This window comes from Coprobacter fastidiosus (assembly GCF_030296935.1).
GTDB classification, from domain to species: domain Bacteria; phylum Bacteroidota; class Bacteroidia; order Bacteroidales; family Coprobacteraceae; genus Coprobacter; species Coprobacter fastidiosus.
Window position 1 is genome coordinate 352,061 of record NZ_AP028032.1, and the last position, 18,203, is coordinate 370,263.

General features: G+C 36.2%; 12 protein-coding genes and 2 pseudogenes. 9 read left to right on the forward strand and 5 right to left on the reverse strand.

Annotated features, from left to right (window positions below):
- Positions 1–143: 143 nt before the first annotated feature.
- On the reverse strand, positions 144–719 hold the full coding sequence (locus tag QUE35_RS01335) for a superoxide dismutase (protein WP_022389737.1): 576 nt from the start codon (positions 717–719) through the stop codon (positions 144–146).
- Between the two features lie 226 nt (positions 720–945).
- Here QUE35_RS01335 and QUE35_RS01340 point away from each other — a divergent pair.
- The 8 genes and pseudogenes from QUE35_RS01340 to QUE35_RS01375 all read left to right on the forward strand — a co-directional run.
- Positions 946–3,300: pseudogene (locus tag QUE35_RS01340) on the forward strand (ATP-dependent helicase); the annotation flags it as partial.
- A gap of 36 nt (positions 3,301–3,336) precedes the next feature.
- A pseudogene (gene nspC, locus QUE35_RS01345) lies at positions 3,337–4,446 on the forward strand (carboxynorspermidine decarboxylase); the annotation flags it as partial.
- Between the two features lie 571 nt (positions 4,447–5,017).
- The gene (locus tag QUE35_RS01350; RefSeq protein WP_022599394.1) at positions 5,018–5,527 is read left to right on the forward strand and encodes an RNA polymerase sigma-70 factor; all 510 of its coding nucleotides are present in this window, start codon (positions 5,018–5,020) and stop codon (positions 5,525–5,527) included.
- A gap of 72 nt (positions 5,528–5,599) precedes the next feature.
- Positions 5,600–6,400, forward strand: coding sequence for a FecR family protein (locus tag QUE35_RS01355; RefSeq protein ID WP_022389733.1), 801 nt, complete (start codon positions 5,600–5,602; stop codon positions 6,398–6,400).
- Positions 6,400–8,991 (forward strand): TonB-dependent receptor, encoded by a 2,592-nt coding sequence (locus QUE35_RS01360; RefSeq protein ID WP_031258006.1) that lies wholly within the window; start codon positions 6,400–6,402, stop codon positions 8,989–8,991. The genes QUE35_RS01355 and QUE35_RS01360 overlap by 1 nt, the downstream gene beginning before the upstream one ends.
- A 4-nt stretch (positions 8,992–8,995) precedes the next feature.
- Entirely contained in the window at positions 8,996–9,976 is a 981-nt protein-coding gene (locus QUE35_RS01365) for a DUF4249 domain-containing protein (RefSeq protein ID WP_022389731.1), read from the forward strand.
- A gap of 143 nt (positions 9,977–10,119) precedes the next feature.
- Entirely contained in the window at positions 10,120–10,848 is a 729-nt protein-coding gene (locus QUE35_RS01370; RefSeq protein ID WP_244925439.1) for a hypothetical protein, read from the forward strand.
- Positions 10,849–11,067: 219 nt separating this feature from the next.
- Positions 11,068–11,946 (forward strand): arginase family protein, encoded by an 879-nt coding sequence (locus tag QUE35_RS01375; RefSeq protein ID WP_022599386.1) that lies wholly within the window; start codon positions 11,068–11,070, stop codon positions 11,944–11,946.
- Between the two features lie 106 nt (positions 11,947–12,052).
- Here QUE35_RS01375 and QUE35_RS01380 read toward each other — a convergent pair whose 3' ends face one another.
- Genes QUE35_RS01380 through QUE35_RS01395 form a run of 4 tightly spaced genes read right to left on the reverse strand, consistent with a single transcriptional unit; the run spans position 12,053 to position 16,912 of the window.
- Entirely contained in the window at positions 12,053–13,291 is a 1,239-nt protein-coding gene (locus QUE35_RS01380) for an ABC transporter permease (protein WP_022599384.1), read from the reverse strand.
- Positions 13,275–14,459 (reverse strand): ABC transporter permease, encoded by a 1,185-nt coding sequence (locus tag QUE35_RS01385; RefSeq protein ID WP_022389727.1) that lies wholly within the window; start codon positions 14,457–14,459, stop codon positions 13,275–13,277. Before QUE35_RS01385 ends, QUE35_RS01380 begins: the two co-directional genes overlap by 17 nt.
- 1 nt (position 14,460) lies before the next feature.
- Positions 14,461–15,453, reverse strand: coding sequence for an HlyD family secretion protein (locus tag QUE35_RS01390; RefSeq protein ID WP_022599379.1), 993 nt, complete (start codon positions 15,451–15,453; stop codon positions 14,461–14,463).
- Between the two features lie 25 nt (positions 15,454–15,478).
- Entirely contained in the window at positions 15,479–16,912 is a 1,434-nt protein-coding gene (locus QUE35_RS01395) for a TolC family protein (RefSeq protein WP_022599378.1), read from the reverse strand.
- A 539-nt stretch (positions 16,913–17,451) separates the two neighbouring features.
- On the opposite strand from QUE35_RS01395, the gene QUE35_RS01400 reads away from it, so the two are divergent.
- Complete coding sequence (locus QUE35_RS01400; RefSeq protein WP_147404854.1) at positions 17,452–17,715, forward strand: hypothetical protein; 264 nt, start codon at positions 17,452–17,454, stop codon at positions 17,713–17,715.
- Positions 17,716–18,203 lie beyond the last annotated feature (488 nt).

Consider the following 18,203-nt stretch of genomic DNA (forward strand, 5'->3'; position numbering starts at 1 on the left):
GAAATGAGCCGTATATATAAAAAAGCAAAGAGAGGGACTACTCACGTAGTATTCCTCTCTTTTAGAATTCATCACATTATGCTTATTTTAAAGTGCTAGAAAAGTTACGCATCACGCGCGACTATTTGAAAAGTGCGAATTAATCAATACCTCTCTTCAACTACTTTCCAATCGATGATATCCCATAGACCATTTAAATGATCGGCTCTTCGATTTTGATAGTCGAGGTAATAGGCATGTTCCCAGACATCGAAAGTGAGAAGCGGTGTATATCCTTTTGTCATCGGATTGCCGGCATTTCCTTCTTTAATGATGTCCAGCTTGCCATCTTTATCTTTTACCAGCCATACCCAACCTGATCCGAATTGGGCGACTCCTGCATCGACAAAAGCTTTTTTGAAAGCATCAAAAGAACCCCATTTTTCATCGATTGCCTTTGCTAAAGCACCTTTAGGTCCTTCGCTTTTGTGCGGAGTAAAACTGAAAAAGTAAAATATATGATTCCATGCTTGAGATGCGTTGTTGAATAAAGCTCCGTCAGCTTCTTTGATAATTGTTTCGATCGGTGTATCTTCATAAGGTGTATCCTTAGTCAGATTATTCAGATTATTAATATAAGTCTGTTCATGTTTGCCATAATGAAACTCTATTGTTTTTTTACTGATAGCAGGTTCTAATGCATCATATTCGTATGGTAATTTGGGCAATTCGTATTTCATAATTCTATTTTTTTATCGTTGTTTATTAGTAAAACAAACTAACAGCGAAAAAGTTCTGTAATTGTTCGTTTTTTAATCTTTTTTTGCAAATAAAATCTTAAAGCTCTTTTAGTCAGTATTATTCTATTGTTAGAAAAGCCCTTTTTTATTTGCTTTACTTAATAAACAGCCGTTGTCGGTAAAAGTTCTGTGAAACGGGAAAAAATAATTACATTTGCATAAAAGAATGTATAGTGTGGAAGAGTTTTTGAAAGATCTTAATCCAAGTCAGCGGGAAGCTGTTTTATATAATGATGGTCCTTCACTTGTTATTGCCGGTGCAGGATCTGGTAAAACCCGTGTACTTACCTATAAAATTGCATATCTGTTGCAAACAGGCTACGCTCCTTATAATATATTAGCATTGACTTTTACCAATAAAGCGGCACGGGAGATGAAAGAGCGTATTTCCCGAATAGTAGGGGAAGATACTGCATCCCGTTTGTGGATGGGCACTTTTCATTCGGTGTTTTTGCGGATTTTGCGGACCTATGCCGATCGTATCGGTTTTGATTCTAAATTTACAATTTATGATAGTGCCGATTCTAAAAGTTTGATAAAAGCTATTATAAAAGAGAAAGCTTTGGATGACAAGCTTTATAAGCCAGCAACGGTTCAAGCTATTATCTCAAATGCAAAGAACGCCTTGATTACTCCTGGTGCTTATGCAGCTTCAAAAGAGTTGATAGAAGCGGATATTCGTTCTAAAAAACCGCTTATAAAAGATATATATGCAGAATATTGGAATCGTTGTGCTCGTGCGGGGGCGATGGATTTTGATGATTTACTGCTTTATACCAATATTCTGTTTCGGGATCATCCCGATGTTCGGGATCATTACAGGAATATATTTCGGTTTATCTTGGTAGATGAATACCAAGACACCAATTTTGCACAGCATCTCATTGTGCACCAATTGGCAAAAGATCACAATCATATATGTGTAGTAGGAGATGATGCGCAAAGTATTTATTCGTTTCGGGGAGCGAATATCAGCAATATTTTAAATTTGCGGACAGATTATCCCGGCTGCCGGACATTTAAATTAGAACAGAATTATCGTTCTACACGCATGATTGTAGCTGCTGCAAACAGCTTGATCGAAAAAAATAAAGAACAGATTCCCAAACATGTATTTTCGGATAATGACGAGGGGAGTAAAGTTGCTGTGTTGAATGCGTATTCCGATTTTGAAGAGGGATATATGGTGGCGAACCGTATTTCCGAAATGCGTGCCATTTCGGGATTTTCGTATAGCGATTTTGCTATTCTTTACCGGACAAACGCACAATCCCGAATTTTTGAAGAAGCATTGCGGAAGAAAAATATTCCTTATAAAATATACGGGGGATTATCATTCTATCAAAGAAAAGAGATTAAAGATATTGTCGCCTATTTTCGTATGACAGTCAATCCGCATGATGAGGAAGCTTTGAAGCGGATTATCAATTATCCTTCTCGGGGAATAGGAGATACTACTCTTCGCAAAATAGGTGAATGTGCCACGAAGCATAGCGTAAGTTTGTGGCAGGTTGTCTCTGATCCTCTCGCTTATGCCCTTTCTGTTAATAACGGCACATTGGACAAGTTGAAAAATTTCAAAGAGTTGATCGACTCTTTCAGGGAGGCAGCAGAGGAGAAAAATGCTTTTGATCTGGCAGAGCAGATAGTCAAACAGTCGGGAATTTTTGCAGCGGTATTTTCTGACCGTACTCCGGAGAATTTGAGCCGTCAGGAAAATTTGCAGGAGTTGATGAATGGAGTGCAGGAGTTTTGTTCTTTACGTGAAGAAGAAGGAAACGAGTCGGTTTCATTAATCGATTTTTTGAATGAAATATCTTTGGCTACCGATCAGGATAATGATAAAGAGGAAAATAGCGATAAAGTTACGATGATGACCGTTCACGCATCAAAAGGTCTTGAATTTACGAATGTGTTTGTCGTAGGTCTTGAAGAAGACCTCTTTCCGTCGGCGATGTGTAAGAGTAGTGAACGGGAAATAGAAGAGGAGAGACGGCTGCTTTATGTCGCGATTACCCGTGCGGAAAAAAATTGCATACTTTCGTATGCGGGTACTCGTTATCGCAACGGAAGTCCTACAGCTATGCCTCCCAGCCGTTTTCTTAAAGACATGGATTCTCGATATTTATCTTTGCCTTCTGCCCTCAATGGCGATGAAAGACCGGAAAGACGGGAGGTGGATCGTTTCTCTTCCGGAAATGTATTCAGTCGTGTACATAGTCGTCAATGGTCAGACGGGCAGGATTCTGTAAACTTGAAAGCCAAGAAGTCAGACCTTTATAATTCGGAACAGTACAGACCGCTTACACGAATGGAACAAGCTGTTTCCAAGGAGACGTCAGGAACATTGAAACAGATCGGAAACATACAGGTAGGAAGTGTGATACGGCATGATCGTTTCGGACGAGGAGAGGTTATCGATATTTCAGGAGATGGAGATAATGCTAAAATCGGAGTTGAATTTGAAAATGTCGGTAAGAAACAATTACTGCTTAAATTCGCGAAATTTACCGTAATAGAAAATAAGATTATGGATATAGAAAAAATACCCTCGCCTTGTTACGTGTTGGACGAGGCGTTGTTTCGTAAAAATTTAGAACTGATTCGTTCGGTTAAAGAACGTGCGGGAGTAAATATCATATTGGCGTTTAAGGCGTTTGCTTTATGGAAAGCATTCCCCATTGTACGGGAATATATTCCGTATTCAACGGCAAGTTCCGTATTCGAAGCCCGGTTGGCTTATGAAGAAATGGGGAGTCCTGCTCATACTTATTCTCCGGCATATATCGATGCCGATTTTCCGGCTATTATGAATTATAGCAGTCACATAACTTTCAATTCTCTCAGTCAGTTTCAGCATTTTTATCCTCAAATTTTAGCTGCTGGGAATAAAATATCTTGCGGATTACGTATCAATCCTGAATATTCGGATGTAGAGACAGATCTTTATAATCCGTGTGCTCCCGGTTCTCGATTGGGAATTGTTGCTTCTATATTAGGTGACGTATTGCCGCAGGGAGTCGAAGGTTTGCATTTTCATACGCTTTGTGAATCGTCATCGTATGATTTAGAAAAAACATTGGAGCAGGTAGAAAAAAAATTCGGACATTTATTACCGCAGGTTAAATGGTTGAATATGGGGGGCGGGCATCTTATGACTCGAAAGGATTATAATGTAGAGCATTTGATAGGCGTATTGAAAGCCTTCAAAGAACGACATCCCAATTTGGAAATTATTATGGAACCGGGTAGTGCATTTGCTTGGCAGACTGGGGTTCTGGTCTCTTCTGTTGTAGATATTGTTGAAAATCACGGAATAAAAACCGCAATTTTGGATGTTTCATTTACGTGTCACATGCCTGATTGCCTGGAGATGCCGTATAAACCGGTCGTTCGTGGAGCGACAGATCCTGTTCCGGGAAAACCAACATATCGTTTAGGTGGAAATTCTTGCTTGAGTGGAGATTATATGGGAGATTGGTCGTTCGATAAAGAATTGAAAGTAGGTGATAAGATCGTGTTTGAGGATATGATTCATTATACAATTGTCAAAACGAATATGTTCAACGGTATTCCACATCCGGCATTAGCATTATGGACAAAGGATGAAGAATTGAAAATATGGCGTACCTATACTTATGACGATTATAAAAATCGGATGGCTTAATATATTGGATAAAGGGAAATTTTTTGTAAAAAAAGGTTTCATAAAAGCTTTATTGATAAATAAATAGTTAATTGTGGTTAATGTATTCTATTTTATAGAATAATAGTATTGCATATATAAATAATGTTCGTACATTTGCGATGTGTTTTTCATGGTATTAGATTTAAGGTTAACGAAGATTGGTTGTCGAGATGACAACCTTTTCTTTTTTATATACATGCTTCCCTAAAATAGGATTAAAGATATAAACTTCTAAATAGTATTTTGAAAATTTGATTCTTTTATTTTCTTCTCAATAGATCGTCGTTAATTTAATTATTAGATAATAGACTTGTTTATATCGGAATATTTTTCGAAAATTTTTTTTGTATACGGTTTCTTGTAAAAATGTATAGTAGAATTTTTTGTATGGTCGTTGTAATATCATAGAGAATGAAAATTTCATAGGATATAGAAATATTCTCAATAAAAAATGATATGTCTTTAATTTGTTTAACAATAATGGATAGTGGACTTTCTTTTATTTTGAGTCCCTAAATAATAGAATAGTTGAATATATAAATTCATTTGTATGAATAAATCTGCAATAGATATTGACAAAATATTTAAATGCTATTATCGTCCATTATGTTTATATGCATTACATTATGTTCATAATCCTGATATTTCTGAAGATATAGTGCAAGATAGTTTCTTTTCTTTATGGGAGAGAATAAATAGTGTTGAAATAGAGAATGTCAAAGCATACCTTTATAAAACAGTACGAAATCGTAGTTTGGATTATCTGAAAGAGAATTCGATTTATGAGACAAACCTCTCTCCATTTGATTTGGAAGATATTCTGACCGATGAAGAGGCAGAAGAACGTTCGCTTGCAGAAGCTCGAATGTGGACGATTATTGATACTCTTTCAGAACGTTGTCGAGAAGTATTTTTACTGAATAAGCGTGATGGCATGAAGTATAAAGAAATTGCGGACAGACTACACATTTCTGTAAATACGGTAGATAATCATATTAGTAAAGCTCTTCGGCTGATACGCGAAGGTGCGCAAAAGATTTATATTTTCTTATTTAACTAATCTTTACTATTCCTTTATAGTGAATTTTTTTATTGTAACAGTCATAGTTACGAGAAATAAAGATTGAAAAGTATGGGAAATTTAGAAGAAAAATGTCTTCGCTTTGTTTTGCATTATTATCAGAAAAATAAGTTGGATACGCAAAAAGCATTAAAAGATTTTAAAGACAAACATCAAATATCGGAGTGTAATAAAAATATCGCACGTTTTTGGTGGGTATTTACCGGTGTTGCCGCCGCAATATTCATAGTGCTTTTTATGCAATATCAATTTTATGAGGAAAAAGAATGGACGGAAGTAACAGCCGATTCTCATTCAGTAGTTTATCTTCTTCCGGATAGTTCTTCCGTTATTTTATTTCCTCATTCTTCTATTCGTTTTTATTCTGAAAGTTATCGGCTTTCTTGTCGTGAGGTACAAATGAGAGGAAGGGTGTCATTTTCTGTCAAACATGATATTTCACGTCCGTTTACCGTAAAAGGGGAACTATCTCAAGTTAAAGTTTTGGGTACTTGTTTCACAATAGATGAAAGTCGGATCGATACGGCGTTTATTCGGGTTGACTCAGGAAAAGTTCAATTTTCGATTATCGGGCAACCTGATACACTGATATTGACAGAGGGGATGACAGTGGAGGCCGTTAAAGGTCAGCATAAACTGCAAGTGATGAAACGCTCGATGACAGGTAATTTTATATTTGATAACACACCGTTATCTGTAGTACTTGACGAGCTATCGAGATATTATAAGGTACGACTGGCTGTTGACTATCCGAATAAGCGACTGACTGCCAATTTTAGATCAAAAAGTTTGGATGAGATTATTGAGATCATAGAGAAAGTATTGAACGTGAATATTGAAAAGGTAAGATGATGAAATTCATAATGACTGTGATTTTATTGTACGCATGCCTGAGTATAAATGCCCAACAAAGTACGACGGAAATGAAAAAAATCATAGATGCTATGCAAGATATGTATCATGTAAATTTTGTGTATGATTCTTCTTTGGCAAGTATTAAACCGAAAAGTGCTCCTTTGTCAGGTAGTTCGTTAGTCGAAAATTTAAAAAGAGTATTCAGTGGTATTGGCATACAATGGGAAATTCGGGATGAATATGTTTTACTATTCCGCCAAGATAGTTATACTTTTTCTGGATATGTATGTCAGGAAAATGGAGAAACACTCATTAATGTGACGATATTTGACATGAATACAAAAAAAGGAACGTTAAGTAATGAACATGGTTTCTTCAGTATAACATTGCCGAAAGGGAAACATAATATACGTTTTTCTTATATAGGTTATCAAGATGTTATAAAGGAATTGAATTTAAATTCAAATTATAACGGCACTGTTTATATGAAAGAAGGTGTTGCTTCATTGTCCGAAATAGAAGTAATAGGAGATTTGAATTCACCTTTTCATACGACACAAACAGGAAAAGTGTCGCTGACCTCAGAACAATTGAATGCAGAATTTTCGTTATTAAGTTCTCCTGATCTTGTGAAAACTCTTCAAACTATCCCTGGTGTATCTGCCGGGACAGAACTCCTTTCTGGAATGTATGTGCATGGCGGTAAAAACGATGAGAATCTTTTTTTGCTTGACGGAACACCCCTTTATCAAATTAACCATTTGGGAGGTCTGTTTTCGGCCTTTAATACGGATATTGTCAAGAATGTAGATTTCTATAAAAGTGGTTTCCCTGCCCGTTATGGAGGCAGGCTATCTTCAGTAGTCGATGTTCGTACCAAAGAGGGAGACATGAAAGAATTTCATGGGAATTTTTCTCTGGGTTTACTTGATGGTAGAATTCAATTTGAAGGTCCTATAATAAAAAACAAGACATCGTTTAATGTTGCTATGAGAAGAAGTTGGACAGATCTTTTTACTGCTCCTATATTTTTTGTACTTAACCGTTCTAATCCTAAAGACAAGAAGAATTTGCGTTATGCCTTTCATGATATCAACGGGAAAATTACTCACCGATTTTCGGATAGGAACAAACTGTCGCTCAGTATATATTCCGGCAATGATTTATTGAAAGTGAAAGCTCGGCAGATCTTTGAAGGAAGTATTATGAATGCAGATAAGGAACATTATAATTCAGATTTTAAAGTGACATGGGGGAATTTGACTGCTGCTTTGGCTTGGAACTATCAGTTCACTTCTAAATTGTCAGGAAATTTTACCGCTGTATATGCACGTAATACTTCTATGTATGACTATGTAGAAGATGATCGCTATTTTAGTGATAAGGATCAGATTTATATGAATCGGAGAGAGAGATTCAATCACTCTTCGATAAATGATATTGGTTATCGTATAGAGTTTGATTATCGTCCCGGAGTGAATCATCATATCCGTTTTGGTAATAATTATTTATACCATATTTATCATCCTCAAAATATAGCGTCTCGAAATCTGACAGAAAAATATTCGGATATTGATACTATATCGCTGGAAAGTGCAAGTCGTTATAGAGGTGGTGAAGTTTCTTTCTATATTGAAGATGAAATGCGACTGACACAAAGGATAAAAGCCAATGCCGGCTTGCATTATGCGGTCTATCAGACAGATGGGAGATATTATCATTCTTTCGAACCGAGAGTAGCTATGAGTTATCAATGTGCAGATCGAGTTGCTGTAAAAGCATCTTATGCTGAGATGAGCCAATTCGCACATCAATTATCGAATACTTATCTTAATCTTCCGACTGATAGTTGGGTACCATCTACACGAAAAGTGCCTCCTATGCATTCAAGACAACTTGCTGCCGGAGTGTATGTAGAATTGCCTTTACATATTAGTTTGAACATAGAAGGGTATTATCGTACTACAAGTCAATTGCTTGAATATGATGGAGGAAATAGTTTGATGCTTCCGGCCGATAATTGGGATAATCTGGTGAAAACGGGTAAAGGAAAGTCTTATGGTATGGAACTGTTTTTAGAATATAGAAACCGGAATAATATTATTGAAGCTGGATATACATTATCATGGAGTAAACAAAAATTTGAAGATTTTTGTCCGGATTGGTATTACAGTAAGTTTGACAATCGTCATAAATTTAATCTCTTATTCCGTCATAAATTCAGCGGTCATATAGATATTTATGCCGCATGGACATATCGTAGCGGAGATAGAGCTACTGTTCCTACTCAATATGTGAATGGTCCGTCTTTTCCGAATGTACCCGGTTCGAGTGAACCGGAACTGATTTATGAAAGGCCGAACAATATCACATTGCCGGCATATCATCGTCTTGATCTGGGTATGAACTTCCACCATATAACAAAAAGAGGATTTGAGCGTATTTGGAATATCAGTGTTTACAATGCTTATTGCCGTATGAATGCATTTTATACTCGAATAGAACGTTTACCGAGTGGTGGTTTCAGAGGCAAGGCGATAGGAATCTTTCCTATAATCCCTTCATTCAGTTACACATTAAAGTTTTAAACGCATGAGGTATTTATATTTTGTCATATTATTTTTTTGTGTATTTCTGTTTTCATCTTGCACATATCACTTTAAGTTGGATGATATTATAGAGTCTCCTAAATTGGTACTATATTGTTATCCGGGAAGTGGCGATACGACTATTGTACATTTGTCACGCAGCCTTCCTGTTAGTCAGAAAGGAGAACTTAGTCAAGGATTGAAAGCTGCGAATGTCCTTATTTCGGTAAATGATGAGACAATGCATTTTTCATGGACGAATGATTCTATACCGGGTATTCCGGCTCAAAGTTATTATGTGGTAAAGAAATACAAAGATGGGGATAAAATAAATATAACGGCATCTGCCGACGGTATGAAGACTGTCTCTGCTGCAACGATTATTCCGAAACCATTTCCTTTAAAGTCGGTCGATTTGATTAGAAAAGAAACTGATATGGATAAACTTCAGTTTCAGATACATTTCGATGACGATGCAAGCACAAAAGATTATTACGCTATGAGAATTGAGTATAAACAGATGTATTGGAGTAATGGAAATTATTCAGAATCGATTAGCCCGATAGTGTTTGATTTGGATGATGAGCCTTTATTGAATAACTCTTCGGGATTGGATGATATACTGATGAATGAGAATGATTTTTATCAAAATCTATATTATTGGGATGATACTAAAATTCAGGGTAAAAGCTATACATTTAGGTTAAATACCTATTATATGGCAGACTATGAGGATGATTTCATTACTCCCGACGGATATGAACATATTGTTTGTAAAACGAAATATCGGGTTATTTTATATAGCCTTTCTGAAGAGTTTTATAAATTTTTGAAATCGCTAAATGAACAGAAAAATAATGGACTGGGGCATTCTGAGTTAGCTCCCATACGGGCTACTTATACAAATGTTATAAATGGTATAGGAGTCGTGGGTGGTTGTAGAATTCTCCGAACGCAATGGATCGACAATTTAAAAGATGACTGAATAAAATAGAGTCAGATGTTGTCATTAGGTATAATTGCCTATTTTTTAGTGAAAATTTAGATCTATCTGAGGATATGGATTCGGGAAGTTTAATTTGAATGGATATATTCTTTATGCATTGGAAAATATTTATATGTTTGATTATGGCTTTTTTCTTGGGGGGTAGCAATGTTTGTTCTTATTGCCAAGAGGTCAGAGTGCATGATTCGGTAATGGTTATTCAAAAAGGTAATTTTTGCTTAAGTAATGATCGTGTTATATTTGAAAAGGGTATGAATGTAAAGGCTGATACTCTTCTTTTTGGAATCTCTCGTTCGAATAAATTTGCATTTAATAACGGATATTCTTATTGTTCGGAGTTCTATGCCAATAAGTCTTTTTTACATAAAGGAGAATACAGCGTGTCAGGTGTCATAAAGCGCTATCCGTATGGCCGTTTTTATGGTATGGGTAAACAAATTAACTTTATCGGTTTAGGACAAATGAATTATGCCGGTATTGGATTGTATTCTATGAACCGTTGTTCTTTAAATATCTTTACATATGCACTAAAATGGCATATACCGAGATATGAAAGTTTGTTGTTCGGGTTGTTTGGTAGTTTATCTTACTCTGTTAATGAGAAAGTTAATTTAAATACATTTGCTTCGTACTCGCTTATATTTTCTTCTTCTTTCAGAACTATTAATTATGGAGGTTTTGTTACTTATGATATGCATCCTAATTGGGGAATGGATATTGGAGTTAAGCGTTGTTGTGATTTCCGGTTGCGCAACGAACAAACAGTACCTATAATTGCACCTTATTTTCGATACAAAGGAAATAAACTTAGTGTTGATGTAGGCAGTGGACTCATTCAGTTATTTAAATAATATTGTTGGATAATTTTTTCTATCTCTCTTCCGAGTAGTGTCACGCTTATTTAACTTGATCTTTATATATTTTTTGTATGTTTATCGAGATGTAATTATTTAGTAAAAATTTTTCATGTTATTGAGAATGTTTAATTTTGCATCATAGCTAAAAGCTTGTCTCAATTTTACTCGGGCCAGGTTTGGAAGTTTCGTGAAAAATGGTTTTAACAATAAGGTATGGAAAAAAAGGGATCTGTAATTCGTCTGATTTATCCGCAGTGGCAAGGAGGAAATGTTGCCAAATGGATTTCAGAAATAAAGAATCCGGCAGATGCTTCACGAGGATATTTTTTAGGAGCTCGATTGCTTGATTTTCTTGCACCGGATAATGGACAGGAGAAGTTGGTCGTTCCCGTATCGACTGAGGTTGTTGAGCGTAAAGAGAAGGATGGAATTCTTGATAAAGATATCATAATACGTCAAACAAGGGCTGCATTAAGTATGTTGCGAGTTAGCAATCCCGATAAAATAGTAACGCTTGGAGGTGAATGTTCGGTTAGCGTTGTGCCGTTTACCTATCTTGCTGAAAAATACGATAATGATGTAGCCGTTATTTGGATAGATGCACATCCTGACATTACATTGCCCGGTGATGTTTATTCGGGATATCATGCAATGGCGGTTACGGCATGTATGGGATACGGAGATAAAGAGATTATTGCAGAACTTCCTTCCCGGATTGCATCATCGAAAATATTGTTTGTCGGATTACGTAATTGGGAGCGCAAAGAGATTATTGTTCGGCAAAAACAATATGGAATTCCTCATCTTGCTCCAAAAGATGTGGCTCAGAATAGCGATGCGGTCAAGTGTTGGCTGAAAACTTGTGGCGCATCTAAAGTATTGATTCATTTTGATATGGATGTTCTTGATCCTTCGGAAATTGTTGCGGCAGTAGGGACAGACCCGGAGGGAATGAAAATGGAGGAGGTTATTCGTGTAATAAATGATATTGCTGTAGAAAAAGAAATTGTCGGTCTGACCATTGCCGAACCTATGCCTCGTACAGCGATCAGAATTAAAGACATGTTAAACCGTTTGCCTTTATTGAAATAAATATAGATGCAGGTAATACTGATAAAAAGATAAGAAATAAGAGCCGGTTTTAAAATTTCCAATAAGGAAATTTTAAGATTGCCTTAGTGTTTCTTCCGGTCTGTTTTTATTTTAGTATATTTATTGGTCGGATATTATGATTTTTTCCTGTTCTTTTTGCAGATGTCATTATATTGTGCCTATAAGCTAAACAGGCCAAAATGAAATATACGGCACATTGTATCCATAAAGTGATATATTCTTGTCGTATGTCGGCAATGGTTGCACCCATTGAATTTATTTTTACAAAAGCTAATGTGCCCGGAGCTGCCGGGAAAATAAAATGAGATGCTTTCCAGTACCATGGCATGAGTTCTAACGGGTAGGATACTCCGGACAAGAAGATGAGCCCGACCGAAAAAAATGCGATCATTAACAACGGAGTCTCCGAATCGGTGTAAAATACCGAAGCTGCTAATCCGAAAAAGCTGGTGGCAAGCAGATACGGAATCATCAACATAACTATTTCATATTTATTCCCTATATTCGGTAAACTGAATACTACGGGCATTAATCCTAATAAAAACAGGGAGAAAAAGGCATATAGGAAACAATAGACAAAAGTTTTACTAATGATAATTCCGGACATTCTGCCAAAAGAAAATCCTTTGCCCGGAAGTTGCGAAATAGATCCGGAGTCTTTTTCATCACCGCTGATCATTCCGATTACCATTAATAAGGTCTGAAAGATTATAACCATCAGAACTGCCGGAATTAAATAACTCCCGTATCCCTCTGTGTGGTTATACAGGGCTGTTCCTACGACAGTTATTGCTTTGGATTGTGTTATTTGTTGAGTGTCTTGTTGAGGTAGAAAGACAAGCATTTCAGGGCGATATTTTTTATTTAATTCCAGCATAGCTCCTGCCGAAGATTCTTGCATCGCCAGATAATAGAGAAATGCGTTGGTTGTTCCATACATGACGAATATCGATTCATCTCCACGATTTACTCTTGTTTCGAAATCTTCGGGAATGTATATAATGCCGATAACCTCATTCTTTTTCATTAGCTCTTTAGCTTCTGGAAAATCGTCTCCGTTACAATATACTTTTACTTGAGGTGCGGCATCGATCAGACGGGTGTATTCTCGACTCAAAGCGCTATGAGATTGATCTACGACTGCAATAGGAGCATCTCTGATCAAATTCGGTTCATACATATAATTATAGAGAAGCCCATATACGAAAATTCCTCCCATCAGCACGAGTAATATGGCATAGCTTGTGCCGATTGTTTTGAATTCTCGCATTATTATTGTTGCGATGTCTTTAAACCAAGATGATATTTTATTTGATATTCTCATATTTATGACTTAATATAGCTTTTTTCAGATGCGGTAATATAAGGATAGCCGGCAAGATGAATAAAAATAGAGCGCTTATGTTCTGCCATGTATAGGCAAATCCATAGTCTCCGTACAACAAGTTTTGATTGATCTCTACAAAATGGCGGACGGGGAATAAAAATGAAGCGTAATATACTGCCGGAAACATAAATGGAGCAGGGAATGTCACGCCCGACAGAGTTGCACCTAATGATCCGACCATAGATACGATACTGATGATAATACTGATTGCCGGGAATAGGGAGAATAAAAATACAGCTAAAGCTTGAGTAGCTATGACAAATAATATTGTTGTTAGATTCAAGGGGGTGAATCCGCAAGAAAAAGGAATTTGCATAACACCGAACATGATATAATTAGAAAATATTCCTATAATGATAAACAGGATGGTGTAGGGTAATAATTTCCCGGTTATGGCTGTAAATATATTCATATCGGCGCATTTTAACCATTCGTCTGCCGTACGGAATTTAATCTCGCTTCCTATTGTATATACGGTTACTAACAGAATGATAACTTGAAATAGAATAAAGAAAAAGGGATTACTTAGATATACCGAATAATCCAGATCGGGATTGTAAAGAGGGTGGCCTTGTTCATTGACTGGAACAAGAAAGTCTTCGATTTGATTTTCACTGATTCCTAACGCTGTTGCTTCATTTATAATGGGCGTTATAGCTAACGGTTGCAGTACGGTTTCAAAAGCTCCTTGTATTTCACTACCTACGCTTAACAGAGCATAGTGGTAGTAATAGGAGAGTGTTGTGGTTTTACCCGAAAGAACATTCTCTTCAAAATTTTCAGGAATAACTAAATATCCGTAAATTTTTTTTTGTTGAGTTGCTGTCCGTGCAGAAATATCGTCAGTGTAATGAGCGATTACGTTAAAGGTTGGTACTGTTTCGATTGTTCTGGAAATGTTTCTTGAAGTCGCTGTTTGATCCAAATCGACGATTCCGATAGGGAGGTTTTCCATTTGTCCCGATCCGAATATCGTTGCCATAAAAAAGACGCAAAATAGAGGCAATACGATACATACTCCGAAATATAATCTCCGAGATGTCATACGTGCTATTTCCCTTTCGAATACAGAGAAAAAAGATCCTTTTTCAGAACGGGTACTCATTCTATTGTTCATTAAGGTTTACCAATACCGACATACCTGGGCGCAAATCCTCGACCGGAGAAGTGGGCAGGGCATGCAATTCGAAGGTTCTCAGATCATAACTTCCGGTCTGCTTAGTAGATCTCCATGTTGCATAACTACCCAAGGGACTGATATAATTTGTTTTAAATATTATTTCTTTCTTATTCAAAGCGGGAACATTGCCTTTGAATGTTTTTCCTATCTTGAAGTAAGGAAGGAAATCTTCTCTTACATTCAGTACAACATGGGCGTCATCCAGTACTACAAGACTCATGATAGGCGTACCTGCACCGACTAATTCACCACGTTTGGGATAGATAGAGGCTATTTGTCCCGATTCGGGAGCTGTAAGTTTGGCATCCTGCAATAGAGCCTCGACTTCATTGACTGTTCCTTTTGCTGCGTTGACCAATGACCGGGCACTTTCTTTATCTTGTTTTTGAGCCCCGTCCAAAGCCATCAAATATTGCTGGTATGCAGCTTTTTCATTAGCTATCGCAGCCTTATAGATCGCCTCGACTTCATCTTTTCTTTGTGAAGTTACGACACTGTCTTTATATAATGTCAGAATACGGTCGTAAGTCGTTTTTGCCAATTGCAGATCCGATTTAGCCTTGCTCCATATTTGGAACATCGTTTCGATAATTTGGCTGCGAGTACCTTCATCAATTTTTTGGTTCTGATATTTCGCGACGTTTTCCAATGCATTTACCTGTTCATATTTTGCTCGAGCTTCAGGGCTATTGATAATTACCAAAGTATCACCGGCAGAGACGTTTTGACCTTCTTTGACTAAGAATGTATCGATCCGTCCCGGTAATTTCCCGGATATACGTATTTCGGTAGCCTCTATTTGTCCTTGCAGAATTGTCGGTTTATTCCCGAGTAATATCATTCCTAAGAAAGAGATGAGAGCGACGATTATTAAAACAGATATGAAAGCCGTTATCAGATATTTTTTTGTTCTGTCCATAGTTATGTATAATTAATATAATAGGTCATAGAAAAGGTTCGTTTATCCCCTCTTTGCAGTATTGATGGAATGTGTCGGGAATACCACATGCCGATAATAGATTTATCAAGGCAACATCATATTGATAATAAGCAAGTAAAGAGGCTATTTGTACTTTTGACAACATTACTTCGGCATCTATTACTTCTGTTGAGGTAGCCATACCTTCTGTAAAAGATTTTTTACGTATGCGAACTAATTCCTTACTCATTTCTATAGTCGTGTTTAGAGCCGAAACATTATTCAACGCATTTTGTATCTGGCTGTAAAATTTTTCCAGAACTACATTTAAGTCATCAATAGCTTTATCCTTTCCCAATGCCAATGTTTGTTTGGTGATTTTGGCTTGTCTAATTTTTTTCTCTCTATCCAGTCCATCGAAAATGTTCCATGAAAATCCTACGCCGATCATGCTGCGGGGAAGTAGGTTCTTTTCGATACCGTGTGCATATAGAGTTTGTTTACCGAATAAGGCGATATTTGGAATGTAACCCGTACGTCCGATTTTCAATTCATTGTTAGCGATGTTTTCTTGTAGTCGCATTTGGTTTATAAGATAGTTATTACTTTCTATCAAACTTTTGAAATAGAGAATTGTCGGTAGAGAATCATTGATGAAAAGGGGAGAGATAGGACGAATATTACCATCCGTTTCCATTTTGATCAATGTCTTTAGTGCGTTTTGGGCGACATCTAAATCTTTCTTTGCAGATTCTAATTCTCGTTTAGCTTCATCCATATTTACTTGTACAAACAATCTCTCAGCTTTATTTATCATTCCGTTTGCTTCAAGTTTTAATGCATTCTGATAATGTTTTTTCAAAGATTGAAATGTCTGCTCTCTTACCTCGACGACTTTTTGTCCTAATCGTACTCCGAAATAACTTTCGACAAGAGCTATACGAGTATTAGCGCTGATCTGTTCTTTATTCACTTCAGCGATAGAAACCATTGCTTTTCCTATTTTTCCAGCATAAATACGTTTTCCACCGGTAAAGATAGGCCATGTAATATTGGCGTCGATAGTTGTCAGATCTTGTGGAGCAAGGGGAAAACTGAGAGAATAACTTCCTATTTTGTCTAAGATAGAAGATATAATCTGGTCATCCGGAATAATAGAATGAATAAAATCTTTTGCCGGATCGGTAAATTGGTTCAGTGATTCTTTCACTTCTATTTTATTTGCCATGTGTACGTATGCCCCTGTTGCATTGATTGCCGGATACCAGAAAGCATTCAGACGCTGGTGTTCGCTTCTTGCCCATTCAATTTCTTTATCTGCGATTTGAAGGCTCTGATTACCTTTGTCAAGTAGTTGTATAGACTCTTCAAAGCTGAGACTTATCTCTTGATTTTGTCCGAAGAGGATCGGTGATGAGATGAGAAGTAATATACTACATGATATAAAATACCTGAACATATACCTTTTTCGTTATAGATTTCTATTTTTCTATAAACGGGGAAGTCAGGAGGTTTGTTCGATAAAATAAAGACGCGGCGGATAATTTTATCTAAAAAAAGAGTTAATGAATCTTTCAGACAATATATTTAGATATGATATGGATTATTATTTGTTAATAAAGAATGTGTATGTAAAAATAACTTTAAATATAACCCTTTCCCCTTGTCTAAGTATAGAAATACTTTTACATTTGTATCATATTTTTTCATGGTATTAAATTTAAGGTTAATAGAAGATTGGTTGTCGGGATGACAACCATTTTTTTATCCGTACTTTTTGCTATTATGGTCCTTCTCGAGGAAGGAAAAACATCCTTAGAAAGGAATCCTCAAAAATTTGGCACGAACAAAATTTAAACAGGCTCTTACTTGTAAAAACAAAATTTTTTCATCGTTTTATTTTGTGATTTTAGGATATATTACCGAAAAGTATTAAACGTAATGAGTTCTTGGTTTGTTTCTTTATATAAAGAGTTTGAAACTAAAATCGTAGAGAAGATGAAAAAGATTGTTTTATTAGCAGCTGTAGCTGCAACGGTAGGAGTGACGTTGTATTTATCTTGTAATCAGAATGCCCGGTGTAATTTGAAAAGAAAAGTTCGTGAAGGACGTCGGTCTATTGATAGAAATATATCGAAAGCTTCACGTAGAATCGAGAAATCTGTAAATAAAGCGATTGATAATTTGACTGAAGCTCAAGAAAAACTTCAGCAGAAAACCGATGAGTTAAATTCGAAACTTCGGAAATCGATTGCTGAATAAAGTACGAAATGATATTTTTTAATTTGCAAACAGACTTTGTATTCGTTTTTAGTAGAGTGTTTAATGCTTTTAAACACTCTACTCTTTTATATCCCATTCTTTTGATTTATTCTTTTATCGTAGTGTTGGTTACACGTTCGAGTAAAATAGCTTTCTTATTCCAATGATAAGGTTCGTATTCTGTATTTTTCAGGATTTTATTATTCTTATAAAATTAATCTGTTAACAGATTTTGCATGAGAGACGACGTTTCAGTTTGAGTGTCTGGAAAGATTCCGAATTGGGTCATGTCATAGACTTTATGCTTGGCGTATAAATCGGTACAAAATAGGCAAATCAAAAATGTGAGCCAAAGGTTTACTTTCTTTTACGAAGATAAATATTTTGTCGGTATTTTCGAATCGGAGTTTGACTAAATTTTGTGTTTGGAAAATTTGGAATAGAGAGATGATAGTATTGTTTAAGTTTTTAGAGGCATGAAAGATTCG

Excerpts from the sequence above, each read along its gene's own strand:
- QUE35_RS01370 (WP_244925439.1), top strand. The coding sequence starts at position 10,120 with ATGGCTTTTTTCTTGGGGGGTAGCAATGTTTGTTCTTATTGCCAAGAG.
- QUE35_RS01350 (WP_022599394.1), top strand. The coding sequence starts at position 5,018 with ATGAATAAATCTGCAATAGATATTGACAAAATATTTAAATGCTATTAT.
- QUE35_RS01365 (WP_022389731.1), top strand. The coding sequence starts at position 8,996 with ATGAGGTATTTATATTTTGTCATATTATTTTTTTGTGTATTTCTGTTT.
- QUE35_RS01360 (WP_031258006.1), top strand. The coding sequence starts at position 6,400 with ATGAAATTCATAATGACTGTGATTTTATTGTACGCATGCCTGAGTATA.
- QUE35_RS01390 (WP_022599379.1), bottom strand. The coding sequence starts at position 15,453 with ATGGACAGAACAAAAAAATATCTGATAACGGCTTTCATATCTGTTTTA.
- QUE35_RS01380 (WP_022599384.1), bottom strand. The coding sequence starts at position 13,291 with ATGAGAATATCAAATAAAATATCATCTTGGTTTAAAGACATCGCAACA.
- QUE35_RS01335 (WP_022389737.1), bottom strand. The coding sequence starts at position 719 with ATGAAATACGAATTGCCCAAATTACCATACGAATATGATGCATTAGAA.
- QUE35_RS01395 (WP_022599378.1), bottom strand. The coding sequence starts at position 16,912 with ATGTTCAGGTATTTTATATCATGTAGTATATTACTTCTCATCTCATCA.
- QUE35_RS01355 (WP_022389733.1), top strand. The coding sequence starts at position 5,600 with ATGGGAAATTTAGAAGAAAAATGTCTTCGCTTTGTTTTGCATTATTAT.
- QUE35_RS01375 (WP_022599386.1), top strand. The coding sequence starts at position 11,068 with ATGGAAAAAAAGGGATCTGTAATTCGTCTGATTTATCCGCAGTGGCAA.
- QUE35_RS01400 (WP_147404854.1), top strand. The coding sequence starts at position 17,452 with ATGAAAAAGATTGTTTTATTAGCAGCTGTAGCTGCAACGGTAGGAGTG.
- QUE35_RS01385 (WP_022389727.1), bottom strand. The coding sequence starts at position 14,459 with ATGAGTACCCGTTCTGAAAAAGGATCTTTTTTCTCTGTATTCGAAAGG.